The following is a 17094-nucleotide window of genomic DNA, read 5'->3' on the forward strand; positions in this document are numbered from 1 at the left end:
CTTAATTTCCCCCCTTCAAAGCAGGATGGGTGGTCTTATTTAAAGCGGCAAAATCTTGCCGCTCCCATTCTGCCATGCTCTTCCATTGGTTGTAGGCTTTTACGTAATATACCGGAACTAAGTTGATCAAGCTGTCATGCGTGGTATCTTTTTCCATCCGAAAAGCAACAATCAGTCGTTGAATTTCTGTTTTCTTCATACCTGCATTAACCAGCCTTTGCATGACGGCCGCGCTGGTTGGCAGGGTGCGCGTATGACCATCGAACGGAATTGGAATCTGCAAGTCAATATTGTTAAAGGCGACTTCTACTGCATCCGGCTTAAATGTGGTAGTTACCTGTGGGTTATGCTCGCCCAAAAACACTGGAATACCTTCAATGTAGTTGATATAGCTGACCGAGTCTCCTACTGTATCAAAATACCGCAGGTCTTGTTCGCTCAGTCCTAGCTTATGAACGTATTCAACACTGTCAAGCAAACGATCATGGGTCGTTGCATCCTTTTGCTTTTCGTAACTCGTATAGAGAAAGTCGTGGCGCTTAGTCTTAACATCGGGCACGCGCAATTTAGTATAGTAGTTGAGCGAATAAGTGGTCCATCCCTTTTTATTTGAGCGCGCAGTCACATTACTGGTCCCAAACAAACGTGATACAAAGTAAGAGTCGCTTTGACTGTTAGTCAAATAGCTAAACACGCGCCAGCGCTGCTGCTTAGTGTAAAAGACCTCATAACTGTCCTTCAACCGGACAAATTCAACTGGTAGTGTCCCCTGTACATTGCGCGCATAGCTGCGCAAGCGGCTAAAGTTAGCCTTGGCCAACCTAACCCGGTAAATAGTAAAAGTCTTATCATTGCCTAAATACAGGTAGTGGTTGCTAGCAGAAACAAAGACCCGGCGAAATTTTTCATTACCCTTTTGCAATTTTTTCTTAGCAAATAGGCTCACGCTAATCTCATTGGGAAAGGTCATTTGCAGATAATTTGGGCTATTAAGCATCTGCTCATACTTTTTAGGACCGGTACTAACTTCATCAATCTCTTGATACTTTACATTTTTAAGTTCACGAATAAATTCCAAGGGAAGATTCTTTTTGGCATCATAAAGCCGATACAATTGGCCATCCCTAAAGCCATATGAACTAGTTGGTATATACAAGTTATAGACAATCCGATTACGTGAATGCTCGGTCACATTACTTGTTTGGTCAATATGACTAAAATATTGGTCGTTAGTCATGATAAAAATCCACAAGAAGATGGATAGAAGAAAGACAAACAAAGTTCCAAACAATAATAAAAAGTCGCCCAACTTTAATTTAGACTTCATCCCAATCATCCTCCTCACTCATTGGCTCATACGGCAAAGCAATGCTAAAGATTGATCCCTTGCCCTCGCTACTGTCAGCCCAAATCTGGCCGTGGTGTTCTTCCACAATTTCCTTGGCAATGGCAAGGCCTAGACCTGTGCCACCTTGGGCCCGCGAGCGTGCCTTGTCCACCCGGTAAAAGCGATCAAAGATCTTACTTAAGTCTTCACGCGGGATGCCTAGACCTTGGTCGGCAATGCTCAGGATAACTCGCTGTTGGTCATGACGCAGTCTGATTGTGATTTCACCGCCATTAGGCGAATACTTAATTGCATTGTTCATAATATTATCGATTACTTGCGCAATTTTATCAGTGTCAATTTCAACCCACAGTGCTTGTGTTCCCAAGTCGCGGCGGATAGTATACTTCTTCTTGCCTTCTTTTTTGTCGGTTTTGACGATCATGTCAAAACGATCCAAAATATGGGCGACAAAGTCATTAAAATTAACCCATTCAAAATCAACATTGGAAACGCCCCGGTCCATCCGCGACAAACTTAAAAGCTCGCTAATCATCCGAATCATGCGTTCTGTTTCTTCCTGGGTAACCTGCAAAAACTTGGGCGCAACCTCCGGATCCTTCCATGCCCCCTCATTCAGGGTTTCAATATAGGCATGCATGCTGGTCAAGGGCGTGCGTAACTCATGGGAAACGTTGGAAACAAACTGCTTTTGCGAGTTTTCATTCTTTTGTTGCTCGGTAATATCATGCAAAACGCAGACACTCCCTGAGACAAAGCCAGTCACCCTCTTGATTAAAGAAAAGCTGGCATGCAGAATCACTTCATCTCGCGTATCCTGGTTTACAGTCAAAACGATGCCCTTTTGACTTGAGATTAGATCTTGAGATGATTCATTAAGGCCCAAAACTGCAGCAATTGGCTTATTGATAATTTTTTCCTCGGTCGTGTTCAAAAAATTGAGCGCCATCTGGTTAACAACATTAACATTGCCGTGCCGGTCTGTTGCCAGCACGCCGTCACTCATATGGGACAAAACACTGTCCAGGCGGCGTTGCTCACTTTCAGATTCTTCTTGTGACCGTTCAATTCTAATAGACAGGGTATTAAAGGCTTGACCCAGCTGACCTAATTCGTCATTAGAGTATATCTTTACCTGGCTGGAATAGTCACCATCAGCAATATTTAGGGCCTGACTCTGCATTTCTTCAATTGGCTTGGTAATCGCGTGCGATACCACCAGAGACAAGATTGCACCCAGTATGGCTGCAATTAGCGATGCAACCAAGAACATAAGCGAAATATTGCGCAGGTCGCTAAAAACGCCCTGCATCGAGGCTCGTACGTAAATTGCTCCAACAGTGTTGGCCGAACCATTGCCTGCAGTCAGCGGCGTTACCTGGACCATGTAGTCGCCATGATCATTAACCACCTTGGTGGCTTGGCGCCCGGTTGACGTTACCTGCTTGACCAGACTATTATTGACCCGCTGGCCAATGCGATTTTTATCATTGAGATTAGATACCGCTCGAATAATGTCCTTATTATCAACAACAATAATTTCGCTGATCGTCCCCACGCCATTGCTGTAGTCATTAACAATCTGGTTTAAATTATTGTCAGCATGCTTGCTATCCTTCAGCAACTGCGTTGACAGTTGGTTCGTAACAATTGGCAGAACCTGAATAGAGGACTGGAAGTTTTCAATACTATTTTGTTCCAACTGCCTAGTAAAATAAGCCCCGATAACTTCAATCGTGGCAATAATCATCGCCATAAAAACGATGGCTAGCGTTGTGTTAATAGAAATAGTTAAATGCTTAAACTTGTTTTTGATTTTTTTCATAATACACAATGTTCAATATAAAAAGAAAGCCCCACAAAGATCCATGCGGGCTTTCTTTATTAGTCTTCAGTAGGCTGTTTGACGTAATAGCCGACACCGCGCCGGGTCACCAAAATTTGCGGCAAAATTGGGTTGTCCTCAATTTTTTCGCGCAGACGGTGAACCGTCACGTCAACGGTCCGAACATCACCAAAGTAATCATAACCCCAAACTGTTTGGAGCAGATGTTCTCTAGTCATTACCTGGTCCATATGCTGGGCCAAATAATAAAGCAATTCAAACTCACGGTGAGTCAGCTCAATCTTTTTGCCTTCTTTTTCAACAATATAAGCGTTGGGCATGATTACCAAGTTGCCAATCTTAATATTTTTAGTTGCAGCATCTTCATTGGTGCTTTCAACCTTTTTGGTAATGCTGCGGCGACGTAAATTAGCCTTAACGCGGGCAACCAATTCACGGTTGGAAAAGGGCTTGGTAACATAGTCATCTGCACCCATTTCCAAACCCAGCACCTTGTCAATTTCAGTATCCTTAGCGGTCACCATAATGATCGGCATGTCGTGCGTCTGCCTTACTTCACGCGCAACTTCTAGGCCGTCTTTTTTGGGCAACATTAGGTCTAAAATCATCAAGTCTGGGTTATAATCATCGACTTTCTTGATTGCTTCGTCTCCATCGTAGGCAGTGTCGACGTCGAAGCCTTCCTTAGTCAGATTAAATTTAATGATATCCGAAATTGGTTTTTCGTCATCGACAACAAGAATTTTCTTTGACATCGAAAGCTCACCCCTTCGGTTTCCATTATACTGGTTTTTGGCTTTTTAGCCAAAAAAGTCACGAAAACTTAATAAAAAAGCTTGCAATTCAGCCGAAATAATAGCATAATAGTCTTCGTTGGTTATACAGCGATACATATGGGTGGCTAGCTCAGCTGGCAGAGCAACGGACTCTTAATCCGTGGGTCCAGGGTTCGAACCCCTGGCCACCCATCATAGCTTGAAACAGCAGTCTACAAGGCTGCTGTTTTTTGTATATGTTGCGAAAGCGTTCATACTATCGCTTTACATCACTATACTTTCACAAATAAATTCCTTTTTGCGCCAAGTTATATAGACAGTCTTTTAAGTAGGCTTCATTATGTTCAAGATAAATTGGGTTAGTTAGCAAGCAAGATGGTAATTTTTTATACGCTGTACACTTTGACCCACGGTAAAGAGGGTCAAACCACTTATTATCTGGGCGATAACCACGAGCCTGCATTTCCTTCAATACGAGCAAGTGAAACTGGTAAAGCTTGTAGGGTGAATGAGTAAACACGTAATTAACTGTAGAATGCGGCCGTCCCCACCCATTTCCACGCAAAGCTGCAACTTCGCGGTGTTGTCCTAATAATTGCTGCCGTGGTAATTTCATAATTAATGCCTGGTGCCAAAGTCTCATTAATTGGATCTCCTTTCTAATCGAATTGCTTTTATTCTCTTAATTGATTATTGGGCAAAATATTATAACATCTTTTTATAATTTACCAATTCATTATATTTGCTTTTGATTTACTTTTTAAAGATTAAAGATACGTTTATGGCCCACTTTGATTTTACTAATTTGGTGCAATTCGAACAGACCGAGTAAATTTTGGCAATAAGTACGTTTTCAAAGAAGAATTTATCTATGGCTATAACCTAATCGACGGAAGAGAAAATCAGAAGACTTCGTTAACTACCAAGAAAACTACCAAGAAAAATAATTTTAAAGTCTTGGACATACCAATTTTTGGGCTAAAAGGTCTTGCCAAATGGCAAAATAATTGCTATCATATTTAACTGTCAATAGGAACACGGGTGGCTAGCTCAGCTGGCAGAGCAACGGACTCTTAATCCGTGGGTCCAGGGTTCGAACCCCTGGCCACCCACTATACATAAAAAAGCACTGCAAGAAGGCGGTGCTTTTTTGTTGTTTTTTTATTCATCACCTGGTGTAAGAGCTAGAATCGTTTCAGACCGTTTGAACAATGTCAGCAAGTATCTGCGCTACTAATTCATTTAAGTCATTATTCTTGAGCGGGCACTTACAATTTTCAACTCCTTTTTTGCTTTAAGCAGAATTCCTGCTTGCAAATTATACTCTACCTAGCTACAATACTATATAACATATAATATTAAAGGAGCTGAAGTATGGCAATACAAATTCCAACGCGTTTGCTAGACGGTGCAGTCTTAGCCTTCCTCAAGAAGGACGACTTGTATGGCTATGCGCTGACCCAGAGTGTCCAGTCAATTTTCGATATTTCGGAATCGACTATCTACCCGGTTTTGCGTCGCTTAAAAAAGCAAGGTTATTTAGTTACTTATGACGAGCCTTACCAGGGGCGTAACCGGCGCTACTACCACATAACTGATGACGGCATTGCACTATTAAGGACAATTCGGGACGAGTGGCAGCAATTTAGTAAGAATATAGACCAGATACTAGGAGAGAACAATGAACAAAACAATTGATGACTATATCTTTGAACTAAAAAGAAACTTGGCTGACCTGCCTGCGGCAGACCGTCAAGACGTTGTCGAATTTTACCAGGAGTTTCTGCTAGACGGCAATTTTGTCAGGCGGTCTACGATTGAGCAAGAATTGGGTAGTCCCAAGCAATTGGCCCACAAAATTCTTGCCGATTATTCAAGTACGGAAGACCCTCAGCAAGCTCCTAGTCGCAAGGCGTCAAAATCAAATCTTAAGTCCATCTGGTATATCCTACTGGGTATCTGTGCAGCACCAATTGGCATTCCCGTAATAATTGCAATATTAGCCGGTGTCATTGCCCTCTTAGCCGTTTGCCTAGGCTTATTCATTAGCCTCACAGGCTTGGTCTTGGGCCTGTTTGTCGGCGGTGGCTTTACTCTGATCAAGTCGATTTCCTTCCTATTTACCAGTAATTGGGCTATTGGCTGCTTCTATATTGGTGCAGCCCTAATCGCACTCAGTGCCGCCCTCTTTTTGGCACCCTTCATTGTCAAATTTGTACGCTGGTTAATTGTTGAGTGTACATGCTTTATTCAGTACCTGGGCAAGAAAATATTTAAAAATAACTACTACAAAACTAGTTATAGAAAACACACGGAGAATAAATGATGAAAAAAGCAAGTAAAGTCAGTGGAGTAATTTTAATTATTGGTATTGTTTTATTGGCAGTTGGACTTTTAAACAATGGAAACCAGCCTGTTGGCGCAGACAACGGCTATAGCCCATGGCACACGCTTAAGCACAAGTCAGTAACTCGTAGCTACAAAGTAAACAAGTTCAAACAGATCAACCTAGACCTATTTATGCCAAATATTCATATTCATTCTGGTAGCCGCTACCAGGTCGTGGTCAGTGGTCCCAATGCCAAAACAATCAAAGTTTCATCGACAGATCAGCAATTAACCATTACCGATACTAACCAGCACTCCTTTTCTGGCATCAATTGGCATTATCTCAATTCTCGCATCAATGTCACCGTACCTGACAAAAATGCACTAAAGAAAATTACAGGGAGTTGCGCAGAAGGCGACCTGGAATTAAAGGATCTAAAAATTGATCAGATCGACTTACAGTTAAGCGACGGTGATGCCAATTTAAGCGGCATTGTCGCTAAAGAAGCTAGGTTGGACTTAAATGATGGTGACATCAAAATTAGTGATTCTACCTTATCTACTGGGACACTAACGGTAGAGGACGGTGATGTTGCAATCAGGAACAGCAAATTTAAGTTAGCAGCTAATCTAGCAGACGGCGATACTACTATCAGCAATTCTCGACTCTTGGGAAATAGTTCATTTAAACTGGATGATGGCGATTTTGCCATGGATAATTCGCAAAAGCTCAGTTATGACTTAGCCGCTAACTCTGACAATAAATTAACTGTTCAAGGTCATGATTATGATAAAAGCTACAGCAAAAAGACCAGAGGCACTCTGCAACTGAAGGTCACTTGCGATGACGGCAACATTTCTATTAGCTAGCAAAAAGGAGCTTAACCATGAAAAAACCAGTCAAAATTGGCTTAATCACTCTATCTGTTGGTCTTGTGCTTTTGGGGCTAGGTACTGTTGCAATGCACTTCTGGACTAGCGAAACTGATCCTAATGCCCGGCAGGTAAAATTAACTCCGTTTACCCAGATTGACTCAGATACCGCCGCCTATGGTGTCAATGTGCGCACCGGCGCTAATTATCATGCTTCTGTTGCCGGCAAATACAAGGAAGAAATTACAGTTAAAGTCAAAAACCATGAACTCGTAATCCGTGAAGTGAAGCTAAGCACCATTCTGGGCACTTCTTCTTCAACTACGATCCCGTCGTCACGGTCACTGTGCCACGAAGTGCAAGCCTTAAGCAGGCAACGATTAAAGCCACAGCTGGTAGCGCGGCACTAAACCACGTTTGCCTAAAGAGGCTGCATCTAGACTTGGAAGCCGGATCAGCCGACCTAAACGACGTGACTATAACCAATAAAGCTAAAGCAACACTAGGAGCAGGCAGCTTAAAAATTATTGACAGTGGCTTGCAGCTCGTAGCTGTTGTCAAGGCCGGTTCCACCAAGATTACTCATAGCCGGCTACACGGTGCAAGTAGCATCAACTTGGCAGCAGGTTCTCTAAGTATGACCAATACCCTGCTAAACGGCTACAACCTAGCAACCACAGTGGGCACGATTTCCTACCACGGACGAAATCGCGGACGCCAATTCAGCTACAGGCCAAAAGCTCAAAACACGCTGACCGCCAAGGCAGCAGTCGGATCTATCAAGGTTAACTAAAGGATTTCTAAACAATCCTTTTAATTGCATTACTCATATTAGCTTAATTAAGGAAAAAATTATGGAAATAAAATTGGAAGACGTGTCTTTGTGCTATGGCAATAAATGTGTTTTAAATAACATCAGTTTGGACTTAACCCCCGGAGGAATAATCGGATTAATCGGTCCAAACGGCGCGGGCAAATCAACCCTGTTACGGATAATCTCAACGCTTTTAACGCCGCAGAAAGGAAAAATATACCTAAATGGGGGGGAAATATTCTCGAACATCCCCAGGCAATGCGCTCTTCGTTGGGTTATCTACCGCAGCACGTTCCATATTATGCCCACCTGTCTGCTGTTGAATATCTCCAGTACATTGCCGCAATAAAGGGTATATCTAGCAAAAAAAGCCAAAAGCAGATTGTTAGTTTGTTGACAAAATTTCACCTTACAAATATTGGTAAAAAAAGATTAGCAGACTTTTCTGGTGGCATGCGGCAAAGGGTGGGAATAGCAGCCACCTTGCTTGGTGATCCCCAAGTGATTATTGTCGATGAACCTACAGCCGGACTAGATCCGCTAGAGCGGGCGACAATTCGCAACGTCTTATCCGAATTAGCCGTCGACCACATCGTTATCTTATCTACGCATATCATTTCAGATATTGAGGCCGTGGCTACGAGGTTGATCGTCTTGAAGTCGGGACAATTATTATACAAGGGCACGCCCGCCACTTTGCTTCAGACGGTCAAAAATTCTGTTTGGGAATATGTTTTGCCACCTGAACAGCTGCCACAGAACCTGGAGGGAGTCAGTTCAATAACGCAAGCAATCGATGGATTGCATGTTCGGGTTGTCTCCACAGTCGCACCGAATCCCCACGCCGTGAGCGTCACGCCCCGTTTAGAAGATGCTAGTCTAGCCATTTTGGAAAGCGGTGAGTAAAGATGGGCAGAATCGTTAAGGCCACTTTCCTAGAAAACAGTCGCCGCTTTTCCTACTGGAGCCTAACTATTTTGGTTTTAATAGCGGCAGTGCTGAGCTATCCGCGAACCACTGGACCGCTTAAGGTTTTTGTTCTTGATCCGAGCACGTATTTGCAAGCAAGCAATCCCACGTGGGTTCCCGTGAGTGTGGCGCTGGTTTTAGGATTATGTTTACCGATAATAAGCTACTTGTTTCTGCGGAGTGCAGATAGCATTGAACAGCAGAGTGACGTCGCGGTCTTGATGGATTCGGTTGAATTTTCCAAGATCAAATATATTATGGGCAAATTCCTCTCCAATTGCTTGTTACTGCTGCTATGGAGCGTCGTCGTCTTGGGCGCCTGCTCTATAACGATTTTCCAGTTTCCGGGCTATCACATAAACTGGAACCAATTCATCCCGCCCTTTTTGACCTTATTGCCCTGTGTGCTGCTTGTTTCGGCTTTATCGCTGTTTATGGGCGCTGTGCCTGGATTAAACGGCAACCTGGGCATCATAGTCTTCAGCTTCTTTTCATTATTATGTTATGGCATCAGTGCAACAAACTATGACTCATTGCTTCTCAAGCTAATTAACCCGTCCGGCAGTAGCCATATTGAAGATTCCAGTATTCGGGCCACGGGACACCCCTTGCGCCAAACAATGCTGTTAAGCGGCGGCGCCGTTAAGCAAACCGGCAGCAAGGAACTAATCTTTCACGCCATTAGTTTCACCCGGCAAGACGCGTTGGTGCTGGTCCTTCAACTGCTGCTGAGCCTGTTGCTGCTGGCCCTAGCCGGCCTGCTTTTTGCACCGCACAAACTCTGGAGCAGCTTGGCACCTGTTCCCAGAAACAAAAATAAGCGGTTGACTACCTTGAACCCAGGAAAAAGACAAATAACGAGAAGCTAATGGTCAGTGACAAAGCGTCCGGTATTTCCTTGCTATTAGCGCCCTTCTTGCAATTATGGCGCCCGCTGCCCAAATACAACAAGGCCCTGCTGGTGCTTTTGTGGCTGACGGCCTGGTTTAGCTCTACTTCCCTAGTTCAGCAAATCGTTATGCCCCTACTCATCTTGGCCGAAATGCCCCTGCTCGGTAACTTGGGCTCCCAGTCTGCGAAATCTGGTTTTTTAAGCTGGCTAAAGACGATCCCAACTGGGCCACGTAAGCAACAGCGCTTTGAATACCTTAGCGGCTTGCTGTTTACGTTACTATTGCTGCTTCCTGTAATGACTACATCCAGCAGCAATGCGTTAATGCTAGTCCCCCTTCAGCTTCTTTATATGCGCGCTGGCTCAACTTTTAGGATTGCTGAGCAAGAGCAGCCGCCCCTTCATTTTCTTTGTATTAATATTTTGCTTTGTTTATTTAAATGGGCTGACCAACCTATTGCCATTAACCGACAACAATTCAGTAGCAGGCTGGTTTTATTGCGGAATGGCACTGATTTTACTAGTCCTTAAAAGAATTTACTTAAAAGATTAAACCCCGCTTTCGCTTAAGGGTGCGCTGACAAATTCAACTGCTGTAACAGATGTGCAGGTGAATCGACCGCTTAGCCACCTAAATCAACCGCTTACGACAATGAGCTAGTATTTATAAAAAAATTAAGGTTTAATAAGAGCAACTAATTGAAAGGCGGTAAATCAATCATGAGAAACATTTTCAAAGCACTTTTAAATTCCAGCAAAGAGGGTGCAAATGTTGTTAATAACGACAGTGCCCATTTGACAGATCCACACCCTTACCAGATCAACCTAGCACCATTTACTGATATTGACCTGGACACGGCAACTTTCAGCGTTCAACTGCACGCGGGTGCTGACTACCACGTCACGGTCACCGGTAAGTACAAGGACTACGTTACAGTTAAAGTTGAGGGCTCAACGCTGGTGGTTCAGGAAAAAGGGCACCATTTAATCGCTACTTCACTGGGTCAGTTCCCCCGCATTATCATTACGGTACCTGCAGATACCAAACTTGGCCGTGTTGACGCCACCAATGCAGCCGGCAGCATCAATATAAGTCAGCTCAACATGGATGAATTAGCCCTGAAGCTGTCTGCAGGCTCGGCCGTTTTAACGAACATTGAGGTTAGTCAGCAAGCCCGCCTCATCCTTGAAGCCGGCAGCCTGAAGATTAACCGATGCACCCTGAGCTTTGATGCGCAAATCAAGGCCGGATCCGCTAAGATCGACACCAGCAAGCTGCGCAAGAATAGTCACATTATCCTGGAGAGCGGTTCGCTGTCTGTAACCAGTTCACCAGATATCGGCTACGACCTGGCCGCTACGATTGGCACAATCTCTTACCATGGTAAACGGGTTGGACACCACTTCAGCAAGAACTTTGAAAAAGCAAGCAGATTAACCGCCAAGGCAGAAGTTGGTTCCATCAAAATCAAGTAATAATTCAGAAAAAAAGCCCTGCTTATGACATGCGAGCATCCCAATTAGGGTGGATGCCTGATCAAAAACAGGGTTTTCATCTTTAAGGGGCGGAGTAATCTACCGCCGGACGTCAATCACAAAGGAGTTGAGGTCGCCGCGGTATTGGGCAATGGAATATTCAATTGGCTGGTCGTCTGTGGTCAACCCTTGAGTGTGGAAATAAAAAATAGGCTTATGCACTACAATATTGAGCAGGTCGGCTGCCGTTTCACTAGCCTCCGTTACTTCCAGTTTCCTAATTACATGGGTAACTCTTAGTTGGTATTTTTCCAGTATGGCGTAAAGCGATTCTTGCGCAAAATCATAATTGGTCAGTTCTGGCACCCGGTCCTTGGGCACATAAGTCGTAACTAAAACGATGGGCTGGTCATTAGCATAGCGCAGCCGAACCAGCTTAAAAACAATAGCACCCTCTTCCAAGCCCAAATTTTGGCTGACCTCATCGCTAGCTTTTTCTTCGCCAAAATACAGCAAGTTAGTCTTGGGATAGATACCCTTGGCGCTCATTTCCTTGCTATAGCTTTCAATTAAGTGGGTGAATTCCTGCTCGATCTTGGTCTTTTTCACACGCGTGCCGCGCTTACGCCGGCGCTCTAAATAACCCTGGTTGACCAAGATAGAAATAGCTTGGCGGACAGTCGGCCTGCTTACCTGATAATGACTGGCTAGCTCTAGTTCAGGCGGAATAAGCGCGTCCTGCGGATAGGTTCCAGTTTGAATTTTATGCAAAAGATCATTAGCAATTATTTGGTACTTGGGTGCATCTTTTTCTGTCACATTAATTCTCCAGCTTCTATTAATCTAAACTTCAAGTGCTGTTATCTTATCTTCTGCAATGCGCTTTTCAAGTGACTTAATAATTTTAACGCCTGCACTGGTACCAATACGCTCAGCACCAGCAGCAATCATTGCCAAAAAATCGTCCGTATTTCTGATACCGCCAGCAGCCTTCACCTTCACGTTAGCCCCAACTGTTTCCTTCATTAATTTAACGTCTTCTATTTTAGCCCCTGAGGTGCCAAAACCAGTTGATGTCTTAATAAAGTCTGGCTTGACCTTTTTGGCTACTAGTGCCAACTGCCTAATTTCATCCTTAGTCAGATAGCAGTTTTCAAAGATCACTTTGCAAGGCACCTGGTGTGCGTGACAAAGTTCAACCATTTGCCTCATTTCTGCCTCAACATAGTCCCAATTGTGTGCCCGTACCTGGGTAAGATTGACCACATAGTCTATTTCATTTGCGCCATTTTGAAGCGCGTCCTTGGTTTCAGCAAGTTTAGCGGCAATCGATGTTTGTCCCAGTGGAAAGCTGATAGCAGCTCCCGTATCGATATCCGTGCCCATTAACTGGTCAGCACAAAATGAAGCTTGTACTTGGTTAATTGCCACCATTTTAAAGTGGTATTTCTTCGCTTCCGCGCACAATTTTTCCATATCTGCTTGGATGGCATCTGCATGCAGGTTGGTATGATCAATTAAGCGGGCAAAATCATCAATGGTATATTTCATCTCTCTGTTTCTCCTTTTGTTAATACATAATTAATTTTAGCTATTTTAAAATTAGCCGTCAATTAGTATTTTTGGGCTAACGCAGTAAAGAAACGTCCTCACCATTAGATAAAAGTAAAGACAAATATATTAAGCACTCACCCATCTTAGTAAGAATCTTTACGGCTTAACTGCAATTTGCGCAAGGAATACTTTTTTAATCCTATGCGATTCATGATAAAATTACCGAATAACGTTTTTGGAAAGAAGGGTTTCATGCATAAACGTACACTACATTATCGCCGCTTGACTGATGACTTAGTGACAAGCCCCGGCCAAAATTACCACTTGCCAGATGACTACCGGATCTTCCCCGTCACCAGTATAAGCAAGATCTGGTCTAGATTCATCCGATCAAGCAGCCGCTTAGTCAGCTTAGTTTATGTCCATTGGCTTAAACACATTAGGATAGTAGGAAAAGCAAAATTACAGGCGCTAAGCGGGCAGGGTTACTTTATCTACGGCAACCACACGCAAACCTTTGGCGACGTGGTTCTGCCGCTTAGCCTTGTTCGCGCCCAAGACTACTATGCAATCGGCAATCAGTCCAACTGGGGCATCCCAATTTTGGGTAAGCTGATACTGCCCAGTTTTGGCCTGCCAGTGGGCTACAACCACAAGCAAGCTGGTCAATTAATCAGGGCCGTGACGCACGTGATTAAGGCCCAAAAGGTCGTCGTCATCTATCCAGAAGCCCATGTCTGGCCCTATTACACCAAGATCAGACCCTTTCCTGAAACCAGTATGCACTTCCCCGTGGCGCTTCATGCCCCTAGCTTTGCCATGACTACGACTTATTCTAAGCCAACGTGGGGCCACCGCCCGCGGATAACGGTTTACTTGGATGGGCCCTTTTACCCCGATGCTCACTTGGGCAAAAAGCAGGCTCAATCCAAGCTGCATAACCAAATTTACGCGGCAATGCAAGAGCGGGCGCTCTTGAGCACTTACCAATACTATAATTATCAAAAACTGCTTTAAGGAGTTCTACATGAATATTCTATTTTGTGGGGATCATAATGCTGAAAATGGCATCATGATCGCCCTTCTTTCGTTGTTGAAAAATAGTGACGCCGAAGTGCTTCATATTTATATCCTGACAATGTATACGCAAAGCGAACGTAAAAAGTTCAACCCCTTTTCTAAACATGCAGCCGACTACCTCAGAAAGCTCTTGCAGGAGCAGAATCCGCAAAGCACATTAAAGCTGTTAGATTGCACCGGCCTATTTGTCAGACAACCTCTTTTGGCCAATATGAGCACCCACTTTACGCCTTATGCCATGCTCAGACTCTTTACCGATGAGATCCCACAGCTTCCCGACCGAATCCTTTACCTCGACGCTGACGTCATTGTTCGCCGCAGCCTCACGCAGTTTTTCCAGCAAGACTTGACAGACACAGAATTCGTTGGCGTTTTAGACTACTGGGGGCGTTTCTTTTTCCATAATATGCACGAGCACAAGGTATTCGATTATGTTAATTCTGGCGTTTTATTGCTTAACCTGCCCGAAATTCGCAATACTGCCCTGTTTGCCCGCATTCGTCGCTTGCTTCAAACCAAAACGGTCTTTATGCCTGACCAATCCGCACTTAACCACTTTGCCAGGAAGAAAAAGATTGCCCCGCGGCGCTATAACGAACAGTATAAACTGCAGCCCGACACTGTCATCCAGCACTTTACTACTAGTTTTCGCTTTTGGCCAATTTTCCATACCCAAACAGTCAAGCCTTGGGAAGTTAAGCGGGTACATGAGGTGCTTAACTTGCACGAGTACGATGAACTGCTATCCTGCTACCTTGACTTAAAAGACAATTTGGCTCAAAATTAATTTTTATTTGGAGAAATATTTATGACTATTCCTATTTTTTATGCTATCAGTGACGACTTTACTAAATACGCAGCCGTTTCGCTCAATTCTTTAGTAAAACACGCAAATCCTAGTAGAGACTATACCGTTTACTTTTTAAGTCAAGATCTATCGGTCAAGCACCAGCAGGACTTACACAAACTTGGTGCAGACAATGTCCATGTTGAATTTTTTACTATCAACGATGAAATTGTTGCACCCATTCAAAACCGCCAGGAAAACTACCTCCGCGGTGATTTTTTTACCATGTCAATCTTTTACCGCCTATTCATCCCCGACTTGTTTCCCCAGTATGACAAGGCCATTTATATTGACAGCGACACCATTGTCAACGATGACCTTGGTAAACTTTATGACACTACACTAGGCGAGCACCTTTTCGCGGCCTGCACTGATTCATCAATTCAATATGTGGCCAAGATGATTGCATATATCAAAGACGTCCTTGCGCTTGACCCAAGCAAGTACATTAACTCAGGCATGTTAGTCTTAAACTGCAAGGCTTTTCGGGAAGAGGGTTTTATTGATCATTTTATGGACCTTCTTAACCACTACCACTTTGATTGTATTGCTCCCGACCAGGACTACCTGAACGAAATTTGTGCTGGTCGTATCTTGTACTTGGATCCTAAGTGGGATGCTATGCCCAACGACCATACCCAGCCACTAGCTTCGCCCAGCTTGATCCACTACAACCTTTTCTTTAAGCCCTGGCATTTTGCTGGTATCCAGTATGAGCAATATTTCTGGTCCAGTGCCAAGGAAACAAGCTTTTATCGTGAATTACAGGCAGAATTAGCCAGCTATACTGACAAAGAGCGTGCAGAAGATCGGACCAAACTTGACCGAATGCTAGCCAAGGCTGATAAGACGGTCAATGATCCTAATAATTGGGTCCAAGTAAAAAGGCAAGGATCTGTTAGTTTATGATTATTGGCGCTAACCGTAAGCAAGTAATTAAAAATATCAAGGAAGCTGTCGCTTGTGGCAGTTGGAATGCCAAGGTGGAAATTGGTGACCCTAGCTTGTCTTTAAGCGAGCGCAAAAAATTGGTCGATGACTTTTGGCATGCCCAAAGCACCGCGCTGGGCTGGCTAAACAACCATATCGGGCACCTCCTATTCAACTTGCTCGCCTACTTTTTCACAAGAGGATGTAAATTTGAAGGACTTGAAAACTTGCGCGCTCTGCCGCATGAGGGGGCCATCATCACGGCCAACCACTTCAACCAGTTTGATTCACTACCCATCAAGCGCCTAGCACGCAAGACGCACCGCCGACTATCAATCACGATTGAAGATACCAATTTAAAACTTCCGGGTATTTTACGCTACATAATGAATTATGTCGGCACTATTCCCCTTGTGCAAAGCCCCAGCTACATTGGCCATGAATTTCCACAACACTTGCACGATGCACTGGACGGGAACAATTGGGTGCTTATCTTTCCCGAAGAAGAGATGTGGTGGAACTATCGCAAACCACGCAAGCCGCAGCGGGGAGCTTATTACTTTGCAGCCAAACAGAATGTGCCAATTATTTCTACGTTCATTGAAATTCAACCAACCAATAAGCTTGAACATGGTCACCCAGACTTCTATCAAACGCGCTATGTGGTGCATGTTTTGCCCCTGATTTGGCCGGATCCTCAGCTTAGTGTCAAGGAAAATTCTAAGCGCATGATGGTGCAAGATTACCAACAAAAAGCTGCCTCATATGAGCAAGCTTATCGGCGCAAACTAGACTACGATTTTACTGCTTGGGACATTGCTGGCTGGCGAATTGACTACTAAAATAGGAAAACAAATATGTTGACTTGACTTTTCTTTTCGACTATTCTGGATGTTGGATTATGATTTTTAATCTATTGTAAGAAGGGAATGTATTCTAATGGAAAAATTCACAAAAGAATCTTTAGCAAAATATGATGGTAAAGATGGTAGACCTGCTTATGTCGCAATTGACGGCGATGTTTATGATGTAAGCGGCAACTCATACTGGAACAACGGCCAACACTTTGGTGGCGCTGTTGCTGGTAGCGACATGACTGCTTTAATTAACCAATCACCTCACGGCAAGAGCGTTTTGGACAGACTTGACAAGGTCGGTACTTACGAAGGCTAATTACCATTTTTACCATAAAAAAAGGCATACGTTTGTATGTCTTTTTTTGTTATTTTAAAACCGAAAATTGCAATTTTAAGTTGAACACCCTACTTGATCTGATAGATGCAATCTAATCTTCTTTCATATAATTCATCGGGTGTGTGGTAGGCTAAGATCTTGCGGGGCAGGTTATTGCACCATTCCTC

Annotated in this window: 19 protein-coding genes, 2 tRNA genes and 1 pseudogene; 16 read left to right on the top strand and 6 right to left on the bottom strand. The window is 43.8% G+C overall.

The window, feature by feature from the left end; translation table 11 throughout:
- Nucleotide 1: 1 nt before the first annotated feature.
- From AC2JF7_RS06210 to yycF, 3 genes are read right to left on the bottom strand one after another with little or no spacing between them, the layout of a single operon-like run.
- The gene (locus AC2JF7_RS06210; RefSeq protein WP_500727821.1) at nucleotides 2-1336 is read right to left on the bottom strand and encodes a YycH family regulatory protein; all 1335 of its coding nucleotides are present in this window, start codon (nucleotides 1334-1336) and stop codon (nucleotides 2-4) included.
- Entirely contained in the window at nucleotides 1317-3173 is a 1857-nt protein-coding gene (gene walK, locus AC2JF7_RS06215) for a cell wall metabolism sensor histidine kinase WalK (protein WP_500727822.1), read from the bottom strand. The genes AC2JF7_RS06210 and walK overlap by 20 nt, the downstream gene beginning before the upstream one ends.
- A 59-nt stretch (nucleotides 3174-3232) precedes the next feature.
- Nucleotides 3233-3949 (bottom strand): response regulator YycF, encoded by a 717-nt coding sequence (yycF, locus tag AC2JF7_RS06220; RefSeq protein ID WP_500727823.1) that lies wholly within the window; start codon nucleotides 3947-3949, stop codon nucleotides 3233-3235.
- Between the two features lie 140 nt (nucleotides 3950-4089).
- Between yycF and AC2JF7_RS06225 the strand changes: the two genes are divergently transcribed.
- A tRNA-Lys gene (locus tag AC2JF7_RS06225) sits at nucleotides 4090-4162 on the top strand.
- Between the two features lie 88 nt (nucleotides 4163-4250).
- Here the strand turns inward: AC2JF7_RS06225 and AC2JF7_RS06230 are convergent.
- Nucleotides 4251-4613, bottom strand: a complete 363-nt coding sequence (locus AC2JF7_RS06230; RefSeq protein WP_500727824.1) for a TIGR02328 family protein — start codon at nucleotides 4611-4613, stop codon at nucleotides 4251-4253.
- Nucleotides 4614-5009: 396 nt separating this feature from the next.
- Here AC2JF7_RS06230 and AC2JF7_RS06235 point away from each other — a divergent pair.
- The 10 genes and pseudogenes from AC2JF7_RS06235 (at nucleotide 5010) to AC2JF7_RS06280 (ending at nucleotide 11322) form a co-directional block, all read left to right on the top strand.
- A tRNA-Lys gene (locus tag AC2JF7_RS06235) sits at nucleotides 5010-5082 on the top strand.
- A gap of 262 nt (nucleotides 5083-5344) precedes the next feature.
- Entirely contained in the window at nucleotides 5345-5668 is a 324-nt protein-coding gene (locus AC2JF7_RS06240; protein ID WP_500727825.1) for a PadR family transcriptional regulator, read from the top strand.
- Nucleotides 5652-6296 (top strand): DUF1700 domain-containing protein, encoded by a 645-nt coding sequence (locus AC2JF7_RS06245; RefSeq protein ID WP_500727826.1) that lies wholly within the window; start codon nucleotides 5652-5654, stop codon nucleotides 6294-6296. Before AC2JF7_RS06240 ends, AC2JF7_RS06245 begins: the two co-directional genes overlap by 17 nt.
- A complete protein-coding gene (locus AC2JF7_RS06250; protein WP_500727827.1) occupies nucleotides 6293-7168 on the top strand; it encodes a DUF4097 family beta strand repeat-containing protein in 876 nt (291 codons plus the stop codon). Before AC2JF7_RS06245 ends, AC2JF7_RS06250 begins: the two co-directional genes overlap by 4 nt.
- Nucleotides 7169-7185: 17 nt before the next feature.
- On the top strand, nucleotides 7186-7581 hold the full coding sequence (locus tag AC2JF7_RS06255) for a hypothetical protein (RefSeq protein ID WP_500727828.1): 396 nt from the start codon (nucleotides 7186-7188) through the stop codon (nucleotides 7579-7581).
- Entirely contained in the window at nucleotides 7518-7964 is a 447-nt protein-coding gene (locus AC2JF7_RS06260; protein WP_500727829.1) for a DUF4097 family beta strand repeat-containing protein, read from the top strand. The genes AC2JF7_RS06255 and AC2JF7_RS06260 overlap by 64 nt, the downstream gene beginning before the upstream one ends.
- A gap of 156 nt (nucleotides 7965-8120) precedes the next feature.
- Nucleotides 8121-8891: pseudogene (locus tag AC2JF7_RS06265) on the top strand (ATP-binding cassette domain-containing protein); the annotation flags it as partial.
- Between the two features lie 2 nt (nucleotides 8892-8893).
- Nucleotides 8894-9823: a hypothetical protein gene (locus tag AC2JF7_RS06270; protein ID WP_500727830.1), complete on the top strand. Its 930-nt coding sequence runs from the start codon at nucleotides 8894-8896 to the stop codon at nucleotides 9821-9823.
- Nucleotides 9823-10377: a hypothetical protein gene (locus AC2JF7_RS06275; RefSeq protein ID WP_500727831.1), complete on the top strand. Its 555-nt coding sequence runs from the start codon at nucleotides 9823-9825 to the stop codon at nucleotides 10375-10377. Before AC2JF7_RS06270 ends, AC2JF7_RS06275 begins: the two co-directional genes overlap by 1 nt.
- Before the next feature lie 189 nt (nucleotides 10378-10566).
- Nucleotides 10567-11322: a DUF4097 family beta strand repeat-containing protein gene (locus AC2JF7_RS06280; RefSeq protein ID WP_500727832.1), complete on the top strand. Its 756-nt coding sequence runs from the start codon at nucleotides 10567-10569 to the stop codon at nucleotides 11320-11322.
- 99 nt (nucleotides 11323-11421) lie between these two features.
- On the opposite strand, the gene AC2JF7_RS06285 is transcribed toward AC2JF7_RS06280, so the two are convergent.
- Nucleotides 11422-12141 carry a GntR family transcriptional regulator gene (locus AC2JF7_RS06285; RefSeq protein ID WP_500727833.1) on the bottom strand — a complete coding sequence of 240 codons (720 nt, stop codon included), beginning with the start codon at nucleotides 12139-12141 and terminating at the stop codon, nucleotides 11422-11424.
- A gap of 24 nt (nucleotides 12142-12165) precedes the next feature.
- Entirely contained in the window at nucleotides 12166-12873 is a 708-nt protein-coding gene (gene deoC / locus AC2JF7_RS06290; RefSeq protein ID WP_500727834.1) for a deoxyribose-phosphate aldolase, read from the bottom strand.
- Nucleotides 12874-13128: 255 nt separating this feature from the next.
- On the opposite strand from deoC, the gene AC2JF7_RS06295 reads away from it, so the two are divergent.
- The 5 genes from AC2JF7_RS06295 (at nucleotide 13129) to AC2JF7_RS06315 (ending at nucleotide 16906) form a co-directional block, all read left to right on the top strand.
- On the top strand, nucleotides 13129-13893 hold the full coding sequence (locus AC2JF7_RS06295) for a lysophospholipid acyltransferase family protein (RefSeq protein ID WP_500727835.1): 765 nt from the start codon (nucleotides 13129-13131) through the stop codon (nucleotides 13891-13893).
- Between the two features lie 10 nt (nucleotides 13894-13903).
- The gene (locus AC2JF7_RS06300) at nucleotides 13904-14743 is read left to right on the top strand and encodes a glycosyltransferase (RefSeq protein WP_500727836.1); all 840 of its coding nucleotides are present in this window, start codon (nucleotides 13904-13906) and stop codon (nucleotides 14741-14743) included.
- Between the two features lie 21 nt (nucleotides 14744-14764).
- Nucleotides 14765-15712: a glycosyltransferase family 8 protein gene (locus AC2JF7_RS06305; protein ID WP_500727837.1), complete on the top strand. Its 948-nt coding sequence runs from the start codon at nucleotides 14765-14767 to the stop codon at nucleotides 15710-15712.
- Nucleotides 15709-16575, top strand: coding sequence for a lysophospholipid acyltransferase family protein (locus AC2JF7_RS06310; protein ID WP_500727838.1), 867 nt, complete (start codon nucleotides 15709-15711; stop codon nucleotides 16573-16575). Before AC2JF7_RS06305 ends, AC2JF7_RS06310 begins: the two co-directional genes overlap by 4 nt.
- A 97-nt stretch (nucleotides 16576-16672) precedes the next feature.
- A complete protein-coding gene (locus AC2JF7_RS06315) occupies nucleotides 16673-16906 on the top strand; it encodes a cytochrome b5 domain-containing protein (RefSeq protein WP_500727839.1) in 234 nt (77 codons plus the stop codon).
- The last annotated feature ends 188 nt before the right edge of the window (nucleotides 16907-17094 follow it).

It is taken from the genome of Lactobacillus sp. XV31L, assembly GCF_059900865.1.

Coding starts and splice junctions, on each gene's coding strand:
- yycF (WP_500727823.1), bottom strand. CDS start 3,949: ATGTCAAAGAAAATTCTTGTTGTCGATGACGAAAAACCAATTTCGGAT.
- AC2JF7_RS06275 (WP_500727831.1), top strand. CDS start 9,823: ATGGTCAGTGACAAAGCGTCCGGTATTTCCTTGCTATTAGCGCCCTTC.
- AC2JF7_RS06245 (WP_500727826.1), top strand. CDS start 5,652: ATGAACAAAACAATTGATGACTATATCTTTGAACTAAAAAGAAACTTG.
- AC2JF7_RS06240 (WP_500727825.1), top strand. CDS start 5,345: ATGGCAATACAAATTCCAACGCGTTTGCTAGACGGTGCAGTCTTAGCC.
- AC2JF7_RS06230 (WP_500727824.1), bottom strand. CDS start 4,613: ATGAGACTTTGGCACCAGGCATTAATTATGAAATTACCACGGCAGCAA.
- AC2JF7_RS06250 (WP_500727827.1), top strand. CDS start 6,293: ATGATGAAAAAAGCAAGTAAAGTCAGTGGAGTAATTTTAATTATTGGT.
- AC2JF7_RS06270 (WP_500727830.1), top strand. CDS start 8,894: ATGGGCAGAATCGTTAAGGCCACTTTCCTAGAAAACAGTCGCCGCTTT.
- AC2JF7_RS06280 (WP_500727832.1), top strand. CDS start 10,567: ATGAGAAACATTTTCAAAGCACTTTTAAATTCCAGCAAAGAGGGTGCA.
- walK (WP_500727822.1), bottom strand. CDS start 3,173: ATGAAAAAAATCAAAAACAAGTTTAAGCATTTAACTATTTCTATTAAC.
- AC2JF7_RS06315 (WP_500727839.1), top strand. CDS start 16,673: ATGGAAAAATTCACAAAAGAATCTTTAGCAAAATATGATGGTAAAGAT.
- deoC (WP_500727834.1), bottom strand. CDS start 12,873: ATGAAATATACCATTGATGATTTTGCCCGCTTAATTGATCATACCAAC.
- AC2JF7_RS06305 (WP_500727837.1), top strand. CDS start 14,765: ATGACTATTCCTATTTTTTATGCTATCAGTGACGACTTTACTAAATAC.
- AC2JF7_RS06255 (WP_500727828.1), top strand. CDS start 7,186: ATGAAAAAACCAGTCAAAATTGGCTTAATCACTCTATCTGTTGGTCTT.
- AC2JF7_RS06300 (WP_500727836.1), top strand. CDS start 13,904: ATGAATATTCTATTTTGTGGGGATCATAATGCTGAAAATGGCATCATG.
- AC2JF7_RS06295 (WP_500727835.1), top strand. CDS start 13,129: ATGCATAAACGTACACTACATTATCGCCGCTTGACTGATGACTTAGTG.
- AC2JF7_RS06310 (WP_500727838.1), top strand. CDS start 15,709: ATGATTATTGGCGCTAACCGTAAGCAAGTAATTAAAAATATCAAGGAA.
- AC2JF7_RS06210 (WP_500727821.1), bottom strand. CDS start 1,336: ATGATTGGGATGAAGTCTAAATTAAAGTTGGGCGACTTTTTATTATTG.